A 20,869-nucleotide genomic window follows, 5' to 3' on the forward strand; every position below is an offset into this window, starting at 1 on the left:
CCCTAATGTTAACTAGTTTATAAATATAGTTAACATTAAATCTGAATGACTGTCAATTATTTTAAAATCAAATAGTTCTTAAAAAAGAACAACTTATCATATGATAAGTTGTTCTACTTTCCATGCTGTATCTTTCCAATTTCTAAAATAATTTCTTCATCTTTTTTCCCCTCTGTATCAATTCCAAGTTGCTTAGCGTGCTCAATTAATAAATCATGACGCTTCTCAAACCTAGCGGTATTTACTTCTTTCGTAACCTCTTCTTTTGTTTTTCCCTCTGTAGAAACTCCTAGTTTCTCTGCTGCTTTTTCCATTGATTTCTTCTCTTCTATTTCTTTTACTTTCTTCACTTCTGACTGTTGTATTTGCTTTTGTTTCAACTGCTCTGATTCAGCCGCAAAAGCTGTGTAAATTCCAGCACTTCCTCCAATAACTAATAAAGTGGTAAAAAGAATTATTTTTTTCTTCACTCTTTCCTCCCCCTTTCAAATTCATTATAACGTACATTTTTACAGCGTTAAAAACAATTATCCTTTATTTCCCTAAAAAAACATTTAATATTTTTATTGACATGTAAGATGAAAATATGATAAAAATTTAACTAACATCATATGAATCGGCGTTGATAGGATTTAGTAGTATTTCGATTTCTGATTTCAGAGAGCTGGTGGTCGGTGCGAACCAGTACAGAGCGAATTATGAATTACCCCCTGGAGCTTCTTTTACGAAACGTGAGGAGTAGTGAAAGACGGTTATAGACCGTTATGTCTAAAGAGTGGTGAAACGACACTGTTTCACAATTTAGGGTGGTACCGCGAATTTTTCGTCCCTGCATATATTGCAGGGGCGTTTTTTATTTTATAAGCGCATATCATATGACCCTTTATTTTGTGATACATTCATTTCACAAGCTAGGGTGGTACCGCGATTTCTTCGTCCCTGCATAATTATATGCAGGGACGTTTTTTTATCCAATCATTTCCGTATCATATAGAAGAACAAACAATTACCGGTAATTTGTCACAAAATTCTAAACTTTAGAAGGAAATATACAATATTGGCGAATTTTATATAAAAAAGAGCTATTTCATATTACTTAGGAGGGGAAAACAATGGTTTCAAAAATTGAGTCTGTTCTTTTAACAATTTTTATCTTTTTCTGCATTGGCTTTAGTGTTATCAAATTAGAAGTTTCACCACACATCCCGATTTTATTTGGCATCGTTCTTTTATTAGCGTTTGGATTTATGAAAAAAATTGATTGGTCTACTATGGAAAAAGGAATGATAAGTAGTATTTCAGCTGGTATTCCATCTATATTTATTTTCTTACTTGTAGGCGTATTAATTAGCATTTGGATCGCAGCTGGAACTATTCCAACTTTAATGGTATACGGCTTCCAACTTGTATCTCCAAAAATTTTCGTTCCAACTGTTTTTGTTGTTTGTGCAATTGTTGGAACGAGTATCGGTAGTGCATTTACAACTGCTGCAACTGTAGGACTTGCCTTTATGGGAATGGGTACTGCCCTTGGATACGATCCAGCTCTTATTGCTGGGGCAATTATTTCTGGGGCATTCTTCGGAGATAAAATGTCTCCTTTATCTGATACAACAAACTTAGCGCCTGCTGTAACGGGTGTAGATTTATTTGAACATATTCGTAACATGCTTTGGACAACAGTGCCAGCTTTCATTATTGCTTTTATCGCATTTTTCATTTTAGGAAGCGGATCTGGTGGAAACGTTGATTTCTCAGCATTTATTAACACATTAGAAAAAAATGCAACGATTTCTATTGTTACACTGATTCCTATTTTATTACTGTTCCTATTCGCATTTAAAAAGGTACCCGCAGTTCCAACATTACTTGCAGGAATTGTGGTAGGGATTATTATTCTCTTTATTTTTAAACCTAGCACTTCTTTAGCTGATTTAATAAAAATTATGCAAGACGGTTACGTTTCTAAAACTGGTATCAAAGATATTGATAGCTTATTATCTCGCGGTGGCCTGCAAAGTATGATGATGTCAATTGCTCTTATTTTCCTAGCTCTTTGTATGGGAGGATTATTACAAGGAATGGGTATTATAGCGCAGCTGATGAATATTATCTCTAGCTTCGTAAAAACTAGTACGCGCTTAATTATTTCTACTGCTTCAACTGCAATTGGTGTAAACTTCTTACTCGGTGAGCAGTACTTATCCATCGTTTTAACAGGACAAGCATTTGCTAATAAATACGATGAAGTCGGTTTAGAACGTCGTAATTTATCACGAGTATTAGAAGATGCTGGTACAGTAATTAATCCACTCGTACCATGGGGTGTAAGTGGCGTATTCTTAACAAACGTTCTTAGCGTTCCAACATTCGATTACCTGCCATACGCAATCTTCTGTTTAGCATGTCCAGTCGTAACCATTATCGTCGGCTTTACTGGATTCGGCCTTTCATGGAAAAAAGAAAAAGCAGTACCAGTTTCATAATATAATAAAAAGGATTACCAAATGGGTAATCCTTTTTATATTTCTCGACTATCTATTCGCTTTCTTTCTTCTAAATAACATAAGTAATCCCGCTCCAACAAACGCAAGACCCGCTCCAATTGTAGAAGCAATACTTGCACCTGTTTTCGGTAAATCACGTTCATCTTTTTCAGCTTCTTTATTTTCACTTACAGTTGTTGTTGTTTCTTTTGTATTTTGATCATCTGTTGTAGTTTGTCCAGATCCAGTATTGTTTCCATCTTGTTTTGGTTCATTACCATTATTACCTTCTTCTGTTGGTGGTGTTGGGTTTTCTCCATTACCTGTTGGCGGTGTTGTTGGATTTTCTCCCCCACCTGTTGGCGGTGTCGTTGGATTTCCTTCACCAGTTTCTTTATCATCATTTTTCTTCGTTATATCAATTGCATATTTAGCAAATTCATTTTCAGATGGTCCAACATATGATATGTTCCCATCTTTCTTTATATACTTTTGTGCATTTGGTGAAGAATCAAATGTTGTATGTAATTTATCTGCAACAATCGGTTTAAACGTCCAATTTTGATCAGCTGCTGGATCAATATTTTTTATTTTTTGCATATACTTCACAATGATTTGACGTGTTTCATCTTGTGATTGGTATACAACCTCCCCTTTACTTACACCTGGGAACGTTTGACTACTTCCACGATAGTTATTTGTAGCGACGATGAACTCTTGATCATCAGCTACTGGCTTACCTTCATATGTCATATTTACAATACGATTCGTATTTGCATTTACAACTTTTCCATCTTTATCGTATTTCGCCGGTTGTGTTACATCAATTTCGTATTTTAAGCCATCTAAAATATCGAAGTTATATGTAGGATAGCCTATATTTACTAATGGCTGTTCTTCTGTTTTCTTTGGATCAATTGTATTAAACTGACCTGCAGACATTTCAAGCCATTCTTTCACTTGTGCCCCATTTACTTTTACAGCATATAACGTATTTGGATACACGTATAAATCTGCAACGTTTTTAATTGCTAACGTTCCAGCTGGAATATCCGTATAATATGTAGCACCGTTTCGGCCACCTGCTTTAAATGGTGCGCCTGCAGATAAAACCGGAATATCTTTAATCTTTTCGTACTCTGGTTTTTTAAGTTCTTGTTCTACGTACCATTTTTGCGCATTTGTCACAATTTGTACGGAAGGATCATCTTGTACTAATGAAAAATAACTATTAATTGGTGCTTTCGTTTCACCTACATGTGTATTTACATATTCGATTGTCTTTTCATGTTCATCTTTAATTTCATTAACTAATTTTTGATCAGATTCTACTAATGGATTACCTTTACTATCAGCAATCGGACGAAGTTGCGGCTTAGACTGACCTTTTTGCACTTCCCATTTTCCGTTTACCTTTTTCAATTGCATATCAATAATACCTAAGTTACTACCAAAAACACCCGGCATTACAACTGGAACACCATTAAATATATCCTGCACTTCAGTATGTGAATGTCCCATTAATACTGCATCTACGTCAGGAACCTCTGTTAAATAATACGACGCGTTTTCCATACCAACGTTGTATCCACTTTTATCAACACCGGAATGAGCTAGTGCAACGATAACATCTGCACCTTCTGCTTTCATTTTTGGTACCATTTTCTTCGCTGTTTCAACTATATCTTTCGCTTTAACTTGTCCTTCTAAATTCGCTTTATCCCAATTCATAATTTGTGGTGGAACAAATCCCATTACACCAATTTTCACTATTTGTTTTTTGCCTGCTTCATCCACTACTTCTTTCTCTAAAATATGATATGGTCTATCAAAGTAATGCTCGTCATTCTCATCATTACCATCATGGTCATCTATGTAGACATTCGAGTTAATAACCGGAATTTTTGTTTTACTAGTCACTTCCTTTAAATAATCTAAACCGTAGTTAAATTCATGATTCCCAAGAGAGATGACGTCATACTTCATTAAATTCATTACACGATATAATGGATGGACATAGTTAGAATCAACAGAATTCTCCTGATTTTTTATTTTATTCGCTACATAATCTCCAAGCGGTGTCCCTTGTAATGCATCTCCATCATCAAATAGGACAGAGTTTTTCGCTTCTTCACGTGCTTTATTAACGAGTGTTGCCGTTTGTACGAGACCTACTTTATTATCTGTTTTCGTTTGATAATAATCGTAATTCATTAAGTTAACGTGAATATCTGATGTTTCTAGAATTCGTAATTTAACTGTACTCTCCCCAGTGTTCTCATCTGCATGAGCTGTTGCTGGCATTACTTGCGGTGCTATAACACCAATCGCAAGAGTTGCTCCAGCTAGCATTTTTTTTGACTTTTTCACAAAAAATCCCCCTTATACAATTACCAGAAATAATGAAATGAATCCCTATCTGTCTCTAACCACATACCTTTTTTCTTCTATTAGAGACACAATTTTCATTTCACCCTGCGCTAACGAGTAGTCCCCTTAAACGCCCGATTGATGAAGGCTATTAATTAATAGGAAATAAAGCTCCCACTCATTAAAGTTTCACCTTATCTGACATTATCATATATAAAGTTCTTTCCTATCGTCAATATTTTTTGACAAACTTCAACAAATTTTCTGTAAAGTTATTATAAACTTTTCATAAACATATAATATGCCCTTACATTGCTAATACTGCTGAATATGATACAATTACCAATTACAAGGAGGATGAATTTATGAAAAAAGTCATCTTAACAATTGTTTGTCTCCTCCTTCTGATCATTTCTTATTCTTATTTTGAAAAGAACGACGAGACAAAACAAAATGAAACTGAAGAAAAAACAAAAAAAACATCTGCCCCAAATTGGATTGATAAGCAAACAAACGAATCTTTTTATCATCTTGTATTAGGTGATTCACTCGCTAAAGGATATGGATCGACACAAGGTGGATTTGCTGAATTAGCTTCTAAGCAAATAGAAGCACAAATTCATAAACCAATTACAGTAGAAAACCTTGGGGTAAACGGTCTTACAACAGATCGTCTCGCTAAAAAAGTTCAATCAGAAGATGTAAAGGAAAAAATTAGAGCAGCAAATATAATTACAATTAATATTGGAGGAAATAATTTATTTCGTTTAAATCGTGATGTTGGTGTTATAGATGGTATAAAAATGTTAAATAAAGAAAAAGCCCATTTTGAAGCGGATATAAAAAGTATTGTAAAGACAGTTCGAGATCAAAATCCGGACGCTTTACTCATTCTCTCAGAACTCTATAACCCGTTACAACTCGATGACTCCATCGCAAGTTATGCAGATATGTTTTTAGATGGCTGGAATGAATCTGTTTATTCCATTTCCAAAGCAAATCAACCATCTATCGTTTTACCAATTCGCAAATTAATATCGAATGATAAAAAAGAGTTATTATTTGACCAAGTACACCCAAATGATAACGGCTATGCAATTATTGCCAATACATTTACAAAGCAAGTGTTATCCTACAAATATTAAAGCGACCATGAAACAATTCTATTTTTATAACATGTCTTTTTTGTTACAATGATAGTGGAAGGGGGCCTTTATATGGAATCACGCGAGTGGGAACGTATTGTTGATCATCTTCTTTCGCTAGTGCCTCTTTTTTATCGCAAATTTATGCTTCCTGGAGAATTTTCTTCTCAAAGACATATGCCGCCATCACATACACAAGTATTACTGCTTTTGCATGAAAACGGCACATTAGCAGTTTCCGAAATCGGCAAGCGGCTAGCGATTTCACGGCCTAACATGACACCTCTATTAAACAAACTTATTCAAGAAGAACTAATAGAGCGTCATTATAGCGAAAAAGATCGACGGGTCATTTTAATTTCCCTAACAGCTGAAGGGAAATTATTAGTAAATCAGTATCAGCAATTCATTTTAGACAAACTAAAAGAAAATTTCCAAACATTATCTGAGGAAGAGCGCGAAAAGCTCATTCATTCTCTTCAAACCATTCAAAATTTAATTTTGAAAACAAACGTATAAAGCTGCTTCTAAATAGAAGCAGCTTTATGATTCGTAATAGTTACCATAGTATACATTGGAATATGGCCATGTTGTTAAATATGGTTTTTTTTCCTGTGTAGGCTGTTGTGTTGGTAATTGTGGTATTTGTGATAATTGCTGTAATTGTTGTTGCCGATATAATTCGTATTGTCTACTCGTATCATAAACCGGATAATAATTTACATATGGATATACTTGAGGTACGTAATAATAATACATTATCCTCTCCTCCTTTTTCTTAAACATATTCAAAGGAGAAAATGAATGTGACATTGTTTATAATTGTACAAGTGGTTCTCTCACTCGTTTCTTCCGTTTCTTCAAACGTAACTTACGGTTCTTTTCGTATAAATAATGCACAACGAAATATGAAATGAGACCAAACACAACTCCTAAAATCGTCATTCCAATTAATACATACACTTCACTTTGTAATAAGCTCTTTAATATCGTAAAAATGTGACTTGAAAACAAGTCCGATATCGTAAATGGTTCATGATGAATTTTCTGTACATGAAATGGATAAATCATTTTTCCTAACGCATACGCAAGCGGAAATAAAAATACTGGGAGAAACGATATTTTCCCAATAATATTGCCAATAACTGCCGCAGGAAAAGATCCCTTTGCTAACCTGACGATTGGATAAAATATTACATATACGAGCGATGCCGTATAAATGACTAACATTTCTAAGCCGAATCCTATAGCAAACCCTAACGATACTTTCTTTGCGCCTTCTGGCGATCGAAGCAACTTATAATATTGAAACTTTAATATTCTCCACATCCGCTGGAAAAACGAATATGTTTTCTTAGTTGTTTTCACCCTCATCATCTCTTTAACTATATTTTTATATGTAGTATGTCCTTACACACTCTGAAAAACAAATTTAGTTTTCTCTTTTATTATAAATGATATCGAAATGGTTAACCAAATATACATCCGACATTTTAATATAAAAAAACCTCCCTTTTAGGAAGGCTCTTCTACATTTTTAAATAAACTCACTAATAACGCTTTTTGAGCATGCAATCGATTACCAGCTTGCTCAAAGACGATAGACTGCGGTCCATCTATAATTTCTCCTGTTACTTCTTCTTCACGATGGGCAGGTAAACAGTGTAAGAAACGATATGTTTGCTTCGCATGCTTAACAAGTTCGTTATTGATTTGGTAAGGTTGAAATAAAGTATACTTCTCTTCTTCGCCCTCTTGCCCCATGCTCATCCAAACGTCAGTATAAATGAAATCTGCTTCATTCACCGCTAATTCAGGATCATGCAAAACTTCAATTTCAGCTCCTGTTTCCTTGGCAATTGCTAACGCTTTTTTTACAATCTCTTCATTCGGTTCATACCCTACAGGCGTTGCCACAGTCATATGCATTCCGACTTTTGCACTCGCTAGCAACAATGAATGACATACATTATTTCCGTCACCTACGTAAGCCAATTTTATTCCTTTAAATGTATTTGTTTCTTCGTATATCGTCATAAGGTCTGCCAATGCTTGACAAGGATGATGATCATCCGTTAAACCGTTAATAACAGGAATACTCGATTCTTTTGCAAGCTCTTCTACATCCGCGTGTGAGAATGTACGTATCATGATCCCGTCAATATACTGCGATAATACTTTCGCAGTATCTGAAACGCTTTCTCCTCTTCCCATTTGCATCTCTTTCCCACTTAAAAACATACCATGTCCCCCGAGCTGTACCATTCCTGCTTCAAAAGATACACGAGTACGAGTTGAATGCTTATCAAAAATAAGCCCTAATATTTTGCCTTGTAATAAAGGCTCTTGCTTATTCTTTTTTAAATATATAGCGAACTCAATTAAAGAAATAATTTCTTCTTTCGTTAATTCTTCTAGTGTTAAAAGATCTTTCGTATTTAATTTCGGTACTTGTACAGTTGACATGAAACTTCCCCCTTATATGATTGATACGTTTTTTGTACAAACTACTTTTTTTATTATATATACTGCCTGTTCTAACTCTTCATTCGTGACAATGAGTGGCGGTAATAGTCTTATCACATTAGGACCTGCTTGTAATACGAGAAGTCCTTCGTTTTCTAGTTGTTCTATAAAACTTGCAACTTCATGCTTACACTCAATCCCAATCATAAGCCCCTTACCACGTATATTTTGAATACATTCGACATGCTGTAATTCCTCTTGCAACTTCTCTAATACGTACTCGCCTTTTTCTTGTACTTCTTTTAAAAACGATGGTTTTTCACTTACTTGCAATACTTCTTTCGCTGCAGCCATCGCGATGTAATTCCCGCCAAAAGTTGAACCGTGTGATCCTGCAGTAAACGACGCTCCGAGCTCTTTCCGGCCAATCATCGCTCCGACAGGAATCCCATTCCCAAGCGCCTTTGCAACGGTAACGATATCAGGCTCTATTCCCACTTGTTCATAAGCGAATAGTGTTCCAGTTCTTCCTATCCCCGTTTGTACTTCGTCTATAATAAATAAGGAACCGAACTTATTACATAATGTTTCAATCTCTTTCAAAAAAGATAGATCAGCAGGTATTACTCCTCCCTCTCCTTGAACAACTTCTACCATTACCGCCGCAACTTCTTCATTCATTACTTCCTCTAATGCTTTAATATCGTTAAAAGGGATATGTAAAAAAGATGGAAGTAATGGACCAAATCCTTCTTTTACCTTATCTTGGCCCGTTGCACTCATCGTTCCAAATGTTCTACCGTGAAAAGACTGCTGGCATGTTACGACGAGAGATTTTCCAGTATGCTTACGTGCTAACTTTAAAGCCGCTTCATTTGCCTCTGCCCCACTATTACAGAAAAACACATAATCTAATTCTCTATTTTCTGTTAATAATGACGCAACTTCTTCTTGCAAGCTGTTTGTAAACAGGTTAGATATATGCCATATATCATCAAGTTGCTCTTGTACACCTTTGAGAACAGTAGGGTGACAATGTCCTAAATTACATACGCCAATTCCTGATGTGAAATCTAAATATTCCTTACCGTTATTATCAATAACTTTCGTTCCAGTTCCCTTTACAAACTCAATAGTTCTTCTGCCATACGTTTGAAAAAGATGACTGGTCATGCAATACTCACACCTTTCGTTACCGTCGTTCCAATACACTCTCCCGTAACCTCAGTAAAATCTTTTGTACCATTCACAATACTTATCTTTTGCACTCCCATTTTTAATGATGCTAGTGCTGCCTGTACTTTCGGAATCATCCCACCTGTAATAACACCTGTTTCTATAAAAGTAGCAATTTCAGATTCATCTGTTTCCTTTACCAAATTCCCTTCATGTAATATTCCATCTACATCCGTAATAAAAATAAGCTCTTTTGCCCCTAACGCAGCCGCAATCCCAGCTGCAGCATTGTCCGCATTTATGTTATAAACTTCATTACCATTTACCCCGATTGGAGCAATAACAGGAATATACTCCATATTCATTAATCCTTTTAATAAGGCTGTTTCTACATAACTTACTTCCCCCACATATCCTATCTCTTCACTGACAGGTTGAACTTGAAGTAAATTGCCGTCACATCCTGAACAACCTACCGCAAGTAAATTATGCTTTTGTAAATTCATTACGAGTTTTTTATTCGTACTTCCGCATAGCACCATTTGAACAACATCCATAACTTCTTTTGGTGTTACGCGTAATCCATCTCTTTTTTCTACGTTGATGTTACAATCTTTTAATTTGGCATCAATTTCTGGCCCACCACCATGAACAATCACTACTTTATACTTCTGTTGCAATTTCTTTATACATTCAAAAAACACAGCTTTTAATTGATTCAACATACTACCGCCGCATTTCACTACAATATATTCGCTCATCTTCTCTCTCCTTATGTACGATAACAAGCGTTTATTTTCACATATTCATAGCTTAAGTCACAGCCCCAAGCTGATCCTGTCTCTTCTCCTAAGTGTAAGTACACATTAATGACTATTTCATCTACTTGTAATCTCTCTTTCATTTCTTCTTCAGAAAATGTTTGAGGCTCACTATTTTTTAATACCAATATAGATTGAAGAGTAATGTCAATTGTATTCGGACTAATAGCTACTTCACTTTGTCCAATACTGCTAATAATTCGTCCCCAGTTTGGGTCTTCACCATGTATTGCTGTTTTCACAAGACTCGAACCGACTATTTGCTTTGCAATTTTTTTTGCCTCTTCATTCGTTTGAGCTCCTAGCACATTTACTTCTATTAACTTCGTAGCGCCTTCACCATCTTGCGCAATTTTTTTTGCTAAATCTTCACATACCTTCTGTAAAGCACATACGAAAGTTTCCCAATCTGTATGTTCCATATTTATCGGCCTTGTTTCTGATAATCCACTTGCCATAACGATGACCATATCATTCGTAGAAGTATCTCCATCTACCGTAATTTGATTAAATGTATGATTCGTAATTTGGGATAATGCCGTTTGCAATACGTCATGCTCTATATGAGCATCTGTCGTAATAAAACTAAGCATCGTTGCCATATTCGGATGAATCATCCCTGAACCTTTTGCAACACCCGCAATCGTCACTTTCTTCCCATCAATAATCATTTCATAGCAAGTTTCTTTCGTTATGAGATCCGTCGTTAAAATTGCTTCAGAAAAAGAATATGCTTCACTTTCTTCCTTCGTCGGTATAAGAGTTGCAACTCCCTTTCGGATTATATCCATCGGCAGCGGAACACCAATTACACCTGTTGAAGCTACTGCAACGTAATTTTCTTTCAATCCAAAATGTTCCGCCCCTAATGTGCGCATCTCGTATGCGTCTTGTAATCCTTTCATTCCAGTACAAGCATTTGCATTTCCACTATTAACGATAATTGCTTGTAACTTCCCTTCTGCCGTTATACTATCCTTCGTTACTTGCAAAGGGGCTGCTTGTATTTGATTCGTTGTATACACAGCGGCACATGATGCTGGTACGTCACAAACGATTGCCCCTAAATCCTTTTTCTCCTTTTTCAGACCATTTGCAGTACCAATTGCCGAAAAGCCTTTCGGCGTTACAATTGAACCATTTTCTAATTTTGTAATAGACGCTACTTTAATCATCATGTCCCCCTTATAGATAAAGCGGCATATGTTGTAAACCTGTTGTCTCTTCTAGTCCCGCTATTATGTTTGCATTTTGAATCGCTTGCCCAGCCGCGCCTTTCATCATATTGTCTATAACAGAAACGACCGTAACTCTTTCTGTTCTTTCATCGTAAGCTATGCCAATATCACAATAATTTGAGCCTCTCACTTCTTTTGGACTTGGAAATTTCCCTTGCGTACAAATTCGGATGAAAGGCGATTGTTCATACGTTTCTTCATACAATTTTTGAAGTTGCTTTATTTCCATCTTTTGTTTTACTTTTGCATAAAGTGTAATCATGATTCCTCGTGATATCGGTATTAAATGTGTGCTAAATGTAATTGGCTGTAATTCACTATTCCATTCTGTAAGCATTTGCTCAATCTCTGGAACGTGCTGATGCTGGTTTACTTTATAGATGTGTAAGTTATCGTATAGCTCAGGAAAATGAGTCATTGTTGTTGGTGTTTTACCTGCTCCTGATACCCCTGATTTCGCGTCAATAATAATCGAATCTTCTTCAATCCTGCTACTACGTACTAACGGTGCTATCGCTAGCAATGTGGCTGTAGCAAAACATCCTGGGTTTGCAATTAAATTTGCCTTTTGAATCTTAGTCCTTTTCCATTCACTTAACCCATACACTGCTTTTCTAAGAATTTCTTCTTTCGCTGCTGGCCTTTTATACCACAGTTCATATGACGAAGGATCTATCATACGAAAGTCTCCAGATAGGTCAATTACTTTTAAACCTTCTGCTAATAACTTGGGAGTTAACTCCGCCGATACTCCTGCTGGTGTTGCTAGAAATACGATTTCTGCTTCTTTCCCTATTGTCTCCACATCAATTTCTTGTAACGTATGAACGAGGACATTTCGAAGATGCGGATATACATTTGTTATACACTCACCAACTTGTGAAAAAGAATGAAGAGATGCTATAGAAAAATATGGATGTTGTTCTAATAAACGAATTAACTCAATGCCCCCATATCCAGTGGCTCCAATAATTGCGACTTTCATAAGTTCCTCCTCAAATCGATTCTTTAAATTAAGTATGATTATAATATTGTATATTTATAGAGTCAATTAAATATTTATAAATTTTTAAAAGTAAAAAAACTTAATTTTACTAGAAAAATATTACACACAACCGAATTTTTATACAAAAATAGTGCATGGTAGTTTTTTTATTTCACTTCAAGTACAATAAAACAATACATACGTACATACAGGCGGGAAAAAATATGAACGAAAAATTAATTGAGAAAATGATTATAAAAAGTTTTCAGCAATATCAATGCAGTCCAATATCAAAAGAAGATCAGGAAATGCTAGTGAAACATATTCAAACGATGACTCATTCAAATATTGAAATTGATTTATACGAGGAGATTGAGGATATTGTTTATGATTATGTGACTGGAAAACAATAAAAAATAGGAGATTTCCATGTGGAAATCTCCTATTTTTTACTTAATGATTTACCTGCTACACGTTCAAATAAACCTGGAAATAAAGCATAAAGTTTCGGGCCAATTCCCATCCACTTCGGTAAGTTTACTTCACGTTTTTTCGTGTGCATCGACTTTACGATTTGTTCTGCTACGTATGTTGGTTTTAACATGTAATGTCCCATATTCTTTACATAGGTACCAGATTGATCCGCTATTTCAAAAAAGTTTGTATCTATCGGACCTGGATTAATTGCTGTAACATAAATATCTGTATTCGCTAATTCCATGCGTAAACTATTCGTAAATCCTAATACAGCATGTTTCGTTGCTGCATACGCACTTGATTTCGGAGTTGCAATTTTTCCGGCAAGGGAAGCAATATTAATAATATGTCCTTCGTTCTTGTTTACCATATAAGGTAGTACCGCTTTCGTACATGCTACTAATCCAAATACATTTACTTGGAACATATCTTTCACTTCATCCATTGACGCATCTTCAAACGTTTTAAAAATACCAAATCCCGCATTGTTTACTAATATATCAATACGTCCCACTTCTTGTAATACCTTTGAAAAAACAGACTGTACTTCCATCTCTTCACTTACATCTAATACATAATAATAGCAAGGCGTATTATAAGTTTCTTTAATTTTGTCTACTAACGCTTGTAGTTTCTCTTCTGTTCGAGCCATTAATACGGGAGTCGCTCCCTGTGCTGCAACTTGCATTGCAACTTGCTCACCAATCCCACTAGAAGCACCTGTAATGACGATTACTTTATTTTGTAAACGTCCTGTCATTGCTGTCACCTACTTTGCATAATAAATCAATTGTTGCGATGATTTATCAATCATCACTTGTTGATTATATGCTAAATAGTCCAATTGTCCAACCGTTTCTGAAATAGTAAGTGGTAATTGTTCTTTATATAATACCGGAAATAGTTTTACACATACTTCAAATGCTGTCATTGGTTTTTCCTTTAATAACTCAAGCACTTTAAAAGCACGTGTTTCTTGCTTTTGTAATCTCGTTTCAATAAGTTGTTTCACATTTAGAACATCTTCCCCATGCCCTGATAAAATGCGTGAAATATTCATTTCGCTTAAACGCTGTAATGTTTGATTATATTGTAGTAATGGGCGTGCCCGTTCTGTTTGCCCTTCATATGGTGGTTCTAGTATTGGATTCGAAGAAATATGACTGATGAGAGCATCTCCACCAATTAATATTCCATCAGATTCTCTATATAAAGAAATATGAGTAGAAGCATGACCTGGTGTTTCAAGTACTATAAATCCAGGCAAAGAATCAATACGATCTCCTTCTCTCACAGTATGCGTTAACGATCTATTACAAGAATATTTAAGTGTCCTCGTCGTCAATAACGACTCGTCTTTCAAAAATGCTGCTGGCACACCAAACTGTAAGGCCGTCTCTCTAAAAAATTCATGATACCGCTTTAAAAATTCTGGATTTTGTGTGATCCAAGGCTCATTCCAAGGATGTCCAATAATATTCGTCTTCTCAGAAAATATATTTAAAAGTCCACAATGATCTGCATGATGATGCGTAATGACTACTGTTTCAATATCTTCTATCGTATGTCCTAATGCACCTAATTGACTTTCTAACGCATTCCTTGCCTCTTCTGTATTCGTCCCTGTATCAATTAATGTTAATGTCTCCCCCTCAACTAAAAACACATTCACAGTTTCCACTGCAAATGGTACAGGAATCTCCATTCGGTGAATCGCCGTCATGCTTAGCCCCCCTGTCTCTTTCCGGTTCAAAAATGAATACTTCTTCAGTTTACAACTTCTATATATATTTGTCATTATTTTCAGATAAAAAGAGGTGTTTCCTATAAAAAAACGAATGTATGTACATTTATAAGAATTTCTAACCAAAATTAAAGGAGGAACATCATGTCTATTCAAAACATTTCCTTTCTCGGTGCAGGCTCTATTGCCGAAGCTATTATTGGTGGCTTGTTACATGCAAATGTCGTTAAAGGTGAACAAATTACTGTAAGTAATCGTTCTAACGAGACAAGATTACAAGAGCTACATAAAAAATACGGTGTCAAAGGTACTCATAATAAAAAAGAATTACTTACTGATGCAAATATTCTTTTTCTAGCAATGAAACCAAAGGATGTTGCAGAGGCGCTTACCCCTTTTAAAGAATACATAAATAATAACGTGCTTATTATTTCATTACTAGCAGGTGTTTCTACTCACTCAATTAGAAAACTACTTCAAAAAGACGTTCCAATTATTCGTGCAATGCCAAATACATCCGCAGCCATTTTAAAATCAGCTACCGCTATCTCCCCTTCAAAACATACAACAGCGGAACATATTCACACTGCAACATCTTTATTTGAAACGATTGGTCTCGTCTCTGTTGTAGAGGAAGAAGATATGCATGCTGTCACTGCATTATCCGGAAGTGGACCTGCTTATATTTATTACGTAGTGGAAGCTATGGAAGAAGCTGCAACAAAAATTGGTTTAAAAGAAGATGTTGCAAAATCACTTATTCTTCAAACGATGATTGGTGCTGCTGAAATGTTAAAAGCAAATGACAAACACCCTTCTATTTTGCGAAAGGAAATTACTTCTCCTGGTGGAACTACTGAGGCAGGTATTGAAGTATTACAAGAACATAAATTTCAACAAGCACTTGTTTCTTGTATTACACAGGCAACGAAACGATCACATAATCTTGGAAAAACATTAGAACAACTAACAAAAGAAAAATAGAAAAAGGAGCTCAAGTTTATTTGAGCTCCTTTTTCTATAATTACACTTAGTTATTGTTCTTCCCAAAAATCTCTTCTTGCAGGCGACGACCAGTTGGCGTTGCTGCAAGTCCACCTTCTGCTGTTTCACGAAGTGCTACTGGCATCGTTTGTCCGATTCTAAACATTGCCTCAATTACTTCATCACATGGAATTGTACTCGTTACACCAGCTAATGCTAAATCTGCTGAGATCATCGCATTTGCAGCTCCTGCTGCATTACGTTTTACACAAGGTACTTCTACAAGTCCTGCAACAGGATCACACACTAAACCAAGCATGTTCTTTAATGAAATTGCCATCGCTGTAGCTGCTTGATCTTGTGTTCCACCAGCCATCTCAACTGCAGCTGCAGCCGCCATTCCACTTGCTGAACCAACTTCAGCTTGGCATCCTCCTGCCGCACCAGAAATACAAGCGTTATTCGCAACAACCATACCGAAAGCTCCTGCTGTAAATAAGAATTCAATCATTTCTTCACGTGTAGGCTGCAATTTTTCTCTTAGTGCAAATAGTACACCTGGCACTGTTCCAGCAGACCCTGCTGTTGGTGTTGCACAAATAATTCCCATCGCTGCGTTTACTTCATTTGTTGCCACAGCTTTGCTTACTGCATCCAAAATCGTATCTCCAGATAAGCCTTTTCCACCCTTCATATACGCTTGAACTTTTACAGCATCTCCCCCAGTTAAACCAGTTGGTGATTTCACGCCGCGAATACCACGTTCTACTGCTTGCTCCATCACGACTAAGTTCTTTTCCATACCAGCAATTACTTCTTCTCGTGAAATACTTCTTGTTTCCATTTCACATTGAATCATAATTTCTGCGATTTTTACATTTTGTTCTTTAGCTTGCGCCACTAGTTCCGCTGCGTTCCGAAACATGGTGTGTCCCCCCTGCAATTATTCCATAATAGTTACTTGACAAATATTTTGTTGCGCTTTTATTTCTTCAATTACTTCATCTGCTAATAATTCATCTGTTTCGATGACCATAAGCGCTCTTCTTCCTTTTTCTTTACGAGATACACTCATCGTACTAATGTTAATCTCATGTTTCGCAAGGATTGAAGCTACCGCTGCAATAGCACCAAAGCGATCGTTATTTACAATAAGTAGTGCTGGGCTCGTGCCTGATAATTGAAGATCGAATCCGTTTAATTCTACAACTTCAATTTTACCGCCACCAATTGAGCAAGCAACAACTTCAATTTCATCTTCACCTTTATACAAACGAATTCTCGCTGTATTTGGATGAGGTGCATTGGCATCTTCTTCAATGAATTCCACTTCAATTTCGCGCTCTTTTGCTATTTCTAGCGCCTCTGGAATACGTAAGTCATCTGTTTCAAATCCTAATATTCCACCGATTAGTGCTACATCCGTACCATGCCCTCGATACGTCTTTGCAAATGATCCATATAACGAAATGCTTACTCTTTCTGGTTCATGACGAAACAGCTGGCGAGCAACTTGCCCCATTCTTGCCGCGCCTGCTGTATGTGAACTTGATGGTCCAATCATAACTGGACCGATAATATCAAATACTGAGCGATACTTCATCATAACTCCCCCTAAACCTCTATGAAAAAAATTTATTCTACTATTCTATTAAGCTGCTACATCTGTCGCTTTTCCAGTTGTACCACGAATTTGTTCTGCTATACGAATTGGATAGTTTTTGAATAAAAGTAATCCAATATAACCTGAAATAATACCAGTTATCATAATACATAAGAATCTTAGCATTATTTTCATTTAAAAATGATACAAGATAATCCACAATAAAGTCTGGTAGCAATCCAAAGTTTAACACAGAAGCCATTGCAAGCATAGCATAAACAAGTGATATAACCATTGCTAATGCAACTAAATTTGCACCCGCTATTCCGCCTAGACTACCTGCTGATGTTCTGAACTCTTTTAAAGAGTGGTATACCAATTAAATCTCCACCACCTTATTAATAAAAAGCTTCAACTAAGGAACTTGCAATAGATACACTCGCTAATCATATCGTTTAGCTAAAAAGTGAAAAAGACTTATGACAAATAATAGTAATATCTTTCCTATTATAATTCTCGTGTTACTCTCTCATGATTTAGTCAACTTCACTTGTTACGATAATGACTAAAATACATGTGACTTATCATAAATTATAATCTGCCCTCATTATAGCTTGTTTTTTATAAAACGCTTACTTTTGTTGAATTTTAAAAGTTCTGAATAAAAGTCCATTTCTGCTATTTGTATCACTTGTATGTCATCTGACTTATATAACAGTTTTTCTAAATAATCATTATTTCGTATTTTTATCCTATATATTCAAACCATCCTAATTTTCTGTATCATCCAAGTATAAGTATAAAATAATAACAGTTTTATTTTTAAATTTTTTTAGACAAAAAAAAATGGTAACCCGCCGTTACCATTTTTTATAAAATTATCATTTTTCTACTGGGAATGATTTCAAATCCGTCGCTATTTCTGTATTAGAAAACAACTCTCTAGCCTCTTTCAATAATTCCTTATATGTATCTCCTTGATAGCGAGAACTAATGTGAGTTAATATTAGTCGCTTCGCATTTGCCTGAAGTGCAATGCTCGCAGCTTGCTTAGATGTAGAATGAAAATAATCATACGCTTGTTGCTCATCTTCTGCTGCGAAAGTCGCTTCATGGACAAGTACATCTGCATCTTGCGCAAGCTCCCTACTCGCTTCGCAATATCGCGTATCACCTAAGATAGTAATAATTCTTCCTTTTTGAGGTGGGCCGATAAACTCATTTCCATTTAATATCGTGCCATCCTCTAATTCAACTGCTTCACCATCTTTTAAACGTTTAAAGATTGGACCTGGTTTCACACCCATCTCAAGCAACTTATCAACTAAAAGAGCACCTTGTATATCTCTCTCTACAATACGATATCCAAAACATTCTATACCGTGTGACAATCTTTTCGTTTCTACATAAAATTCATTATCTTCAAATACGGTACCTTCTTCTGTTATCTCCACAACTTCAAGTGGATATTTCACATGTGTCGTACTTACCGATAATGCCACTTCAATAAATTGTTTAATTCCTTTCGGTCCATACACCGTTAAAGGCGTAGTTCCTCCTTGAAATGAACGGCTACCTAATAAACCAGGCAATCCAAAAATATGATCGCCATGTAAATGCGTAATAAATATTTTTTCAATGCGGCGCGGACGTACAGATGTATGTAATATTTGATGTTGCGTGGCCTCGCCACAATCAAATAACCAAGTTTGTCCTCGTTCTTCTAACAATTGTAAAGCAATTGCTGAAACGTTCCTTCCTTTTGAAGGAACACCTGCACCAGTTCCTAAAAATACAAATTCCACTTTCTTTCCTCCAGCTCTAAATATACTCTATCTCTCATCTTACGGAATGTTATTTCAAATGGCAAATTGAATTTACATAACCAATCATCTAGACAACTATATAACACGAACATTATACTTAAAAATTTTAGCCATCGTTCGTGTTTTGTGGTAAAATGATTATACTACATTTTAAGGGAGCGTTTTATTATGAAAGAAGTATTTCGTTTACAAACTGATTTTTCATCTTCATTTGATCGCTGGGTAAGTTCTTTCGTGTCTGATCACCCAGCACAATTAGAATGGACAACTTTAAAGGAATTAATCCATGAATATACAACATCACATACAAATGATACGTTACCAGCATATATTTCTTCAGCTTTAACATATTACGCCCAACGTGTTTCAACTACAAACAGTTCAGAGATTGTTATTTTTGAAAACCCTACAATCTCGTAATCTATAAATAAAAAAGCACTGGTTACAGTGCTTTTTTATTTATACTTATTTAGTAAATCGTCATATTCCGTCCAAAAGTTTGTATACATCCTTTGATCAAACTCATCTAAAATTATCTTGTCACTTGATTTATTAAATAATTCTTTTGCTTGTAATGCAAAAGAAACAATTTGTCTTCTATATTCATTTTCATTCAATTCTATATGAAGCCCTTCATAGTATATAGCCTTTTGATCAGTAGAAATAACTTTGACAAAGTCCTTTAAAATCACGTTTTTACTTATATGGTTTATAGTCCAATGAATTGAAATTGGGCATCCTAACATTAGCATAGTGCCACATCCGTGCAAAATAAGCCCCTCTTCATTTTTAATATCACAAATATATTCTTTATCTAAAGTTCGTAACAAAGCTAAAGCTGATTCACTTATTCCCCATTCCTCATCCATACCTGCCTGCGTAATAATGGTTCCAGCCATATTTAAATATATTTCTCCATGAGAACATAAATCTTCCTGCTCATTAAACAACCATTTTTGATTCTCAATATTTATAATAAAATTTTGTGGTACCATTACAAATTCCCCTTTTATAAAAATATTTATTTTCCATATTATTTATAATCAATATCATGCATTTCATCCCATATATCTATTATAAATCCATTTAATATTTTAAAAACACAGATAAAAAAGATATTGACACTACGATTTTACAGTGCTAACATCAACATGTAATTGAATATGGTCTCTGTTAGGTGAGGCTCCTGTATAGAGAAACGCTGCTGCCCAAAAATGTCGAGAGACGCCAATGGGTCAACAGGAAAGGTCGGAATGAAGGCCTTTTTTAACGTAGCTGGTTTCAGTACCTATGCTATACAGTGCTAAAACTCAACGAGGGAGAGGTGCATGTATTTTGTCATACACAAAAACTGTTTTTATTTATGTTTACTAACAGTCTTTGTTGTAGACTCTTTTAACTGCGAATTCAGACCTTTACTCGTTTTGAGTAAAGGTCTTTTTACGTATATATGCACCTTACTATGAAACAAACATAGCATATTCAGAAACTACTAAATTGTACGGAGGTGAGGAACAGTTGGCAATTGATGATTCGGCCCAGATACCC

22 protein-coding genes, 1 riboswitch and 1 other annotated feature are annotated in these 20,869 nt (G+C 35.5%); of the genes, 6 read left to right on the top strand and 16 right to left on the bottom strand.

Annotation, left to right across the window (positions count from 1 at the left end; genetic code table 11):
* Window positions 1–113 precede the first annotated feature (113 nt).
* Window positions 114–470, bottom strand: a complete 357-nt coding sequence (locus tag ACS2CR_RS18695) for a hypothetical protein (RefSeq protein WP_000726902.1) — start codon at window positions 468–470, stop codon at window positions 114–116.
* A gap of 143 nt (window positions 471–613) precedes the next feature.
* Window positions 614–834 (top strand) — a binding site (T-box leader).
* 278 nt (window positions 835–1,112) lie between these two features.
* On the opposite strand from ACS2CR_RS18695, the gene nhaC reads away from it, so the two are divergent.
* Window positions 1,113–2,486 carry a Na+/H+ antiporter NhaC gene (gene nhaC / locus ACS2CR_RS18700; RefSeq protein ID WP_000253716.1) on the top strand — a complete coding sequence of 458 codons (1,374 nt, stop codon included), beginning with the start codon at window positions 1,113–1,115 and terminating at the stop codon, window positions 2,484–2,486.
* A 48-nt stretch (window positions 2,487–2,534) separates the two neighbouring features.
* On the opposite strand, the gene cpdB is transcribed toward nhaC, so the two are convergent.
* Complete coding sequence (gene cpdB / locus ACS2CR_RS18705; protein ID WP_053512788.1) at window positions 2,535–4,856, bottom strand: bifunctional 2',3'-cyclic-nucleotide 2'-phosphodiesterase/3'-nucleotidase; 2,322 nt, start codon at window positions 4,854–4,856, stop codon at window positions 2,535–2,537.
* Between the two features lie 365 nt (window positions 4,857–5,221).
* On the opposite strand from cpdB, the gene ACS2CR_RS18710 reads away from it, so the two are divergent.
* Window positions 5,222–6,001: a GDSL-type esterase/lipase family protein gene (locus tag ACS2CR_RS18710; protein ID WP_053512787.1), complete on the top strand. Its 780-nt coding sequence runs from the start codon at window positions 5,222–5,224 to the stop codon at window positions 5,999–6,001.
* Window positions 6,002–6,073: 72 nt separating this feature from the next.
* Window positions 6,074–6,520 carry a MarR family winged helix-turn-helix transcriptional regulator gene (locus ACS2CR_RS18715; protein WP_000445819.1) on the top strand — a complete coding sequence of 149 codons (447 nt, stop codon included), beginning with the start codon at window positions 6,074–6,076 and terminating at the stop codon, window positions 6,518–6,520.
* Window positions 6,521–6,544: 24 nt separating this feature from the next.
* On the opposite strand, the gene ACS2CR_RS18720 is transcribed toward ACS2CR_RS18715, so the two are convergent.
* From ACS2CR_RS18720 to argC, 7 genes are all read right to left on the bottom strand, one after another.
* Window positions 6,545–6,760, bottom strand: coding sequence for a hypothetical protein (locus tag ACS2CR_RS18720; RefSeq protein WP_000291957.1), 216 nt, complete (start codon window positions 6,758–6,760; stop codon window positions 6,545–6,547).
* 57 nt (window positions 6,761–6,817) lie between these two features.
* A complete protein-coding gene (locus tag ACS2CR_RS18725) occupies window positions 6,818–7,378 on the bottom strand; it encodes a DUF2062 domain-containing protein (RefSeq protein WP_002005691.1) in 561 nt (186 codons plus the stop codon).
* A 138-nt stretch (window positions 7,379–7,516) separates the two neighbouring features.
* Window positions 7,517–8,467 carry an ornithine carbamoyltransferase gene (gene argF, locus ACS2CR_RS18730; RefSeq protein ID WP_000108852.1) on the bottom strand — a complete coding sequence of 317 codons (951 nt, stop codon included), beginning with the start codon at window positions 8,465–8,467 and terminating at the stop codon, window positions 7,517–7,519.
* A 12-nt stretch (window positions 8,468–8,479) separates the two neighbouring features.
* Window positions 8,480–9,640: an acetylornithine transaminase gene (locus tag ACS2CR_RS18735; RefSeq protein ID WP_000200560.1), complete on the bottom strand. Its 1,161-nt coding sequence runs from the start codon at window positions 9,638–9,640 to the stop codon at window positions 8,480–8,482.
* Window positions 9,637–10,404 (bottom strand): acetylglutamate kinase, encoded by a 768-nt coding sequence (argB, locus tag ACS2CR_RS18740; protein ID WP_000006080.1) that lies wholly within the window; start codon window positions 10,402–10,404, stop codon window positions 9,637–9,639. Before argB ends, ACS2CR_RS18735 begins: the two co-directional genes overlap by 4 nt.
* Window positions 10,405–10,415: 11 nt before the next feature.
* The gene (gene argJ / locus ACS2CR_RS18745) at window positions 10,416–11,639 is read right to left on the bottom strand and encodes a bifunctional glutamate N-acetyltransferase/amino-acid acetyltransferase ArgJ (protein ID WP_000598390.1); all 1,224 of its coding nucleotides are present in this window, start codon (window positions 11,637–11,639) and stop codon (window positions 10,416–10,418) included.
* Window positions 11,640–11,649: 10 nt separating this feature from the next.
* Window positions 11,650–12,687 carry an N-acetyl-gamma-glutamyl-phosphate reductase gene (gene argC / locus ACS2CR_RS18750; RefSeq protein ID WP_000861254.1) on the bottom strand — a complete coding sequence of 346 codons (1,038 nt, stop codon included), beginning with the start codon at window positions 12,685–12,687 and terminating at the stop codon, window positions 11,650–11,652.
* Window positions 12,688–12,911: 224 nt separating this feature from the next.
* On the opposite strand from argC, the gene ACS2CR_RS18755 reads away from it, so the two are divergent.
* Complete coding sequence (locus ACS2CR_RS18755) at window positions 12,912–13,100, top strand: YqzH family protein (protein ID WP_001003220.1); 189 nt, start codon at window positions 12,912–12,914, stop codon at window positions 13,098–13,100.
* A 29-nt stretch (window positions 13,101–13,129) separates the two neighbouring features.
* Here ACS2CR_RS18755 and ACS2CR_RS18760 read toward each other — a convergent pair whose 3' ends face one another.
* Window positions 13,130–13,924, bottom strand: a complete 795-nt coding sequence (locus ACS2CR_RS18760) for an SDR family NAD(P)-dependent oxidoreductase (RefSeq protein WP_053512786.1) — start codon at window positions 13,922–13,924, stop codon at window positions 13,130–13,132.
* Window positions 13,925–13,933: 9 nt separating this feature from the next.
* On the bottom strand, window positions 13,934–14,887 hold the full coding sequence (locus ACS2CR_RS18765; protein ID WP_053512785.1) for an MBL fold metallo-hydrolase: 954 nt from the start codon (window positions 14,885–14,887) through the stop codon (window positions 13,934–13,936).
* A gap of 165 nt (window positions 14,888–15,052) precedes the next feature.
* On the opposite strand from ACS2CR_RS18765, the gene proI reads away from it, so the two are divergent.
* On the top strand, window positions 15,053–15,892 hold the full coding sequence (gene proI, locus ACS2CR_RS18770) for a pyrroline-5-carboxylate reductase ProI (RefSeq protein WP_053512784.1): 840 nt from the start codon (window positions 15,053–15,055) through the stop codon (window positions 15,890–15,892).
* 46 nt (window positions 15,893–15,938) lie between these two features.
* Here the strand turns inward: proI and sdaAA are convergent, their stop codons facing one another.
* The 4 genes from sdaAA to rnz all read right to left on the bottom strand — a co-directional run bounded on the left by sdaAA (window position 15,939) and on the right by rnz (window position 19,300).
* The gene (gene sdaAA, locus ACS2CR_RS18775) at window positions 15,939–16,817 is read right to left on the bottom strand and encodes an L-serine ammonia-lyase, iron-sulfur-dependent, subunit alpha (RefSeq protein WP_000489458.1); all 879 of its coding nucleotides are present in this window, start codon (window positions 16,815–16,817) and stop codon (window positions 15,939–15,941) included.
* An 18-nt stretch (window positions 16,818–16,835) separates the two neighbouring features.
* The gene (sdaAB, locus tag ACS2CR_RS18780; RefSeq protein WP_000877445.1) at window positions 16,836–17,495 is read right to left on the bottom strand and encodes an L-serine ammonia-lyase, iron-sulfur-dependent subunit beta; all 660 of its coding nucleotides are present in this window, start codon (window positions 17,493–17,495) and stop codon (window positions 16,836–16,838) included.
* 40 nt (window positions 17,496–17,535) lie between these two features.
* Entirely contained in the window at window positions 17,536–17,820 is a 285-nt protein-coding gene (locus ACS2CR_RS18785; protein WP_048567782.1) for a hypothetical protein, read from the bottom strand.
* 556 nt (window positions 17,821–18,376) lie between these two features.
* Window positions 18,377–19,300, bottom strand: coding sequence for a ribonuclease Z (gene rnz, locus ACS2CR_RS18790; protein WP_000397458.1), 924 nt, complete (start codon window positions 19,298–19,300; stop codon window positions 18,377–18,379).
* A gap of 189 nt (window positions 19,301–19,489) precedes the next feature.
* Between rnz and ACS2CR_RS18795 the strand changes: the two genes are divergently transcribed.
* On the top strand, window positions 19,490–19,741 hold the full coding sequence (locus ACS2CR_RS18795; protein WP_000665709.1) for a DUF3932 family protein: 252 nt from the start codon (window positions 19,490–19,492) through the stop codon (window positions 19,739–19,741).
* Between the two features lie 35 nt (window positions 19,742–19,776).
* On the opposite strand, the gene ACS2CR_RS18800 is transcribed toward ACS2CR_RS18795, so the two are convergent.
* Window positions 19,777–20,316 (bottom strand): hypothetical protein, encoded by a 540-nt coding sequence (locus ACS2CR_RS18800; RefSeq protein WP_000249059.1) that lies wholly within the window; start codon window positions 20,314–20,316, stop codon window positions 19,777–19,779.
* A 167-nt stretch (window positions 20,317–20,483) separates the two neighbouring features.
* A riboswitch (M-box (ykoK) riboswitch) is annotated at window positions 20,484–20,651 on the top strand.
* Window positions 20,652–20,869: the final 218 nt, after the last annotated feature.

This window comes from Bacillus cereus group sp. BceL291 (genome assembly GCF_051776705.1).
Lineage (GTDB): Bacteria > Bacillota > Bacilli > Bacillales > Bacillaceae_G > Bacillus_A > Bacillus_A cereus.

Excerpts from the sequence above, each read along its gene's own strand:
- nhaC (WP_000253716.1), top strand. The coding sequence starts at position 1,113 with ATGGTTTCAAAAATTGAGTCTGTTCTTTTAACAATTTTTATCTTTTTC.
- ACS2CR_RS18710 (WP_053512787.1), top strand. The coding sequence starts at position 5,222 with ATGAAAAAAGTCATCTTAACAATTGTTTGTCTCCTCCTTCTGATCATT.
- ACS2CR_RS18715 (WP_000445819.1), top strand. The coding sequence starts at position 6,074 with ATGGAATCACGCGAGTGGGAACGTATTGTTGATCATCTTCTTTCGCTA.
- ACS2CR_RS18720 (WP_000291957.1), bottom strand. The coding sequence starts at position 6,760 with ATGTATTATTATTACGTACCTCAAGTATATCCATATGTAAATTATTAT.
- ACS2CR_RS18725 (WP_002005691.1), bottom strand. The coding sequence starts at position 7,378 with ATGATGAGGGTGAAAACAACTAAGAAAACATATTCGTTTTTCCAGCGG.
- argF (WP_000108852.1), bottom strand. The coding sequence starts at position 8,467 with ATGTCAACTGTACAAGTACCGAAATTAAATACGAAAGATCTTTTAACA.
- ACS2CR_RS18735 (WP_000200560.1), bottom strand. The coding sequence starts at position 9,640 with ATGACCAGTCATCTTTTTCAAACGTATGGCAGAAGAACTATTGAGTTT.
- argB (WP_000006080.1), bottom strand. The coding sequence starts at position 10,404 with ATGAGCGAATATATTGTAGTGAAATGCGGCGGTAGTATGTTGAATCAA.
- argJ (WP_000598390.1), bottom strand. The coding sequence starts at position 11,639 with ATGATTAAAGTAGCGTCTATTACAAAATTAGAAAATGGTTCAATTGTA.
- argC (WP_000861254.1), bottom strand. The coding sequence starts at position 12,687 with ATGAAAGTCGCAATTATTGGAGCCACTGGATATGGGGGCATTGAGTTA.
- ACS2CR_RS18755 (WP_001003220.1), top strand. The coding sequence starts at position 12,912 with ATGAACGAAAAATTAATTGAGAAAATGATTATAAAAAGTTTTCAGCAA.
- ACS2CR_RS18760 (WP_053512786.1), bottom strand. The coding sequence starts at position 13,924 with ATGACAGGACGTTTACAAAATAAAGTAATCGTCATTACAGGTGCTTCT.
- ACS2CR_RS18765 (WP_053512785.1), bottom strand. The coding sequence starts at position 14,887 with ATGACGGCGATTCACCGAATGGAGATTCCTGTACCATTTGCAGTGGAA.
- proI (WP_053512784.1), top strand. The coding sequence starts at position 15,053 with ATGTCTATTCAAAACATTTCCTTTCTCGGTGCAGGCTCTATTGCCGAA.
- sdaAA (WP_000489458.1), bottom strand. The coding sequence starts at position 16,817 with ATGTTTCGGAACGCAGCGGAACTAGTGGCGCAAGCTAAAGAACAAAAT.
- sdaAB (WP_000877445.1), bottom strand. The coding sequence starts at position 17,495 with ATGAAGTATCGCTCAGTATTTGATATTATCGGTCCAGTTATGATTGGA.
- ACS2CR_RS18795 (WP_000665709.1), top strand. The coding sequence starts at position 19,490 with ATGAAAGAAGTATTTCGTTTACAAACTGATTTTTCATCTTCATTTGAT.
- ACS2CR_RS18800 (WP_000249059.1), bottom strand. The coding sequence starts at position 20,316 with ATGGTACCACAAAATTTTATTATAAATATTGAGAATCAAAAATGGTTG.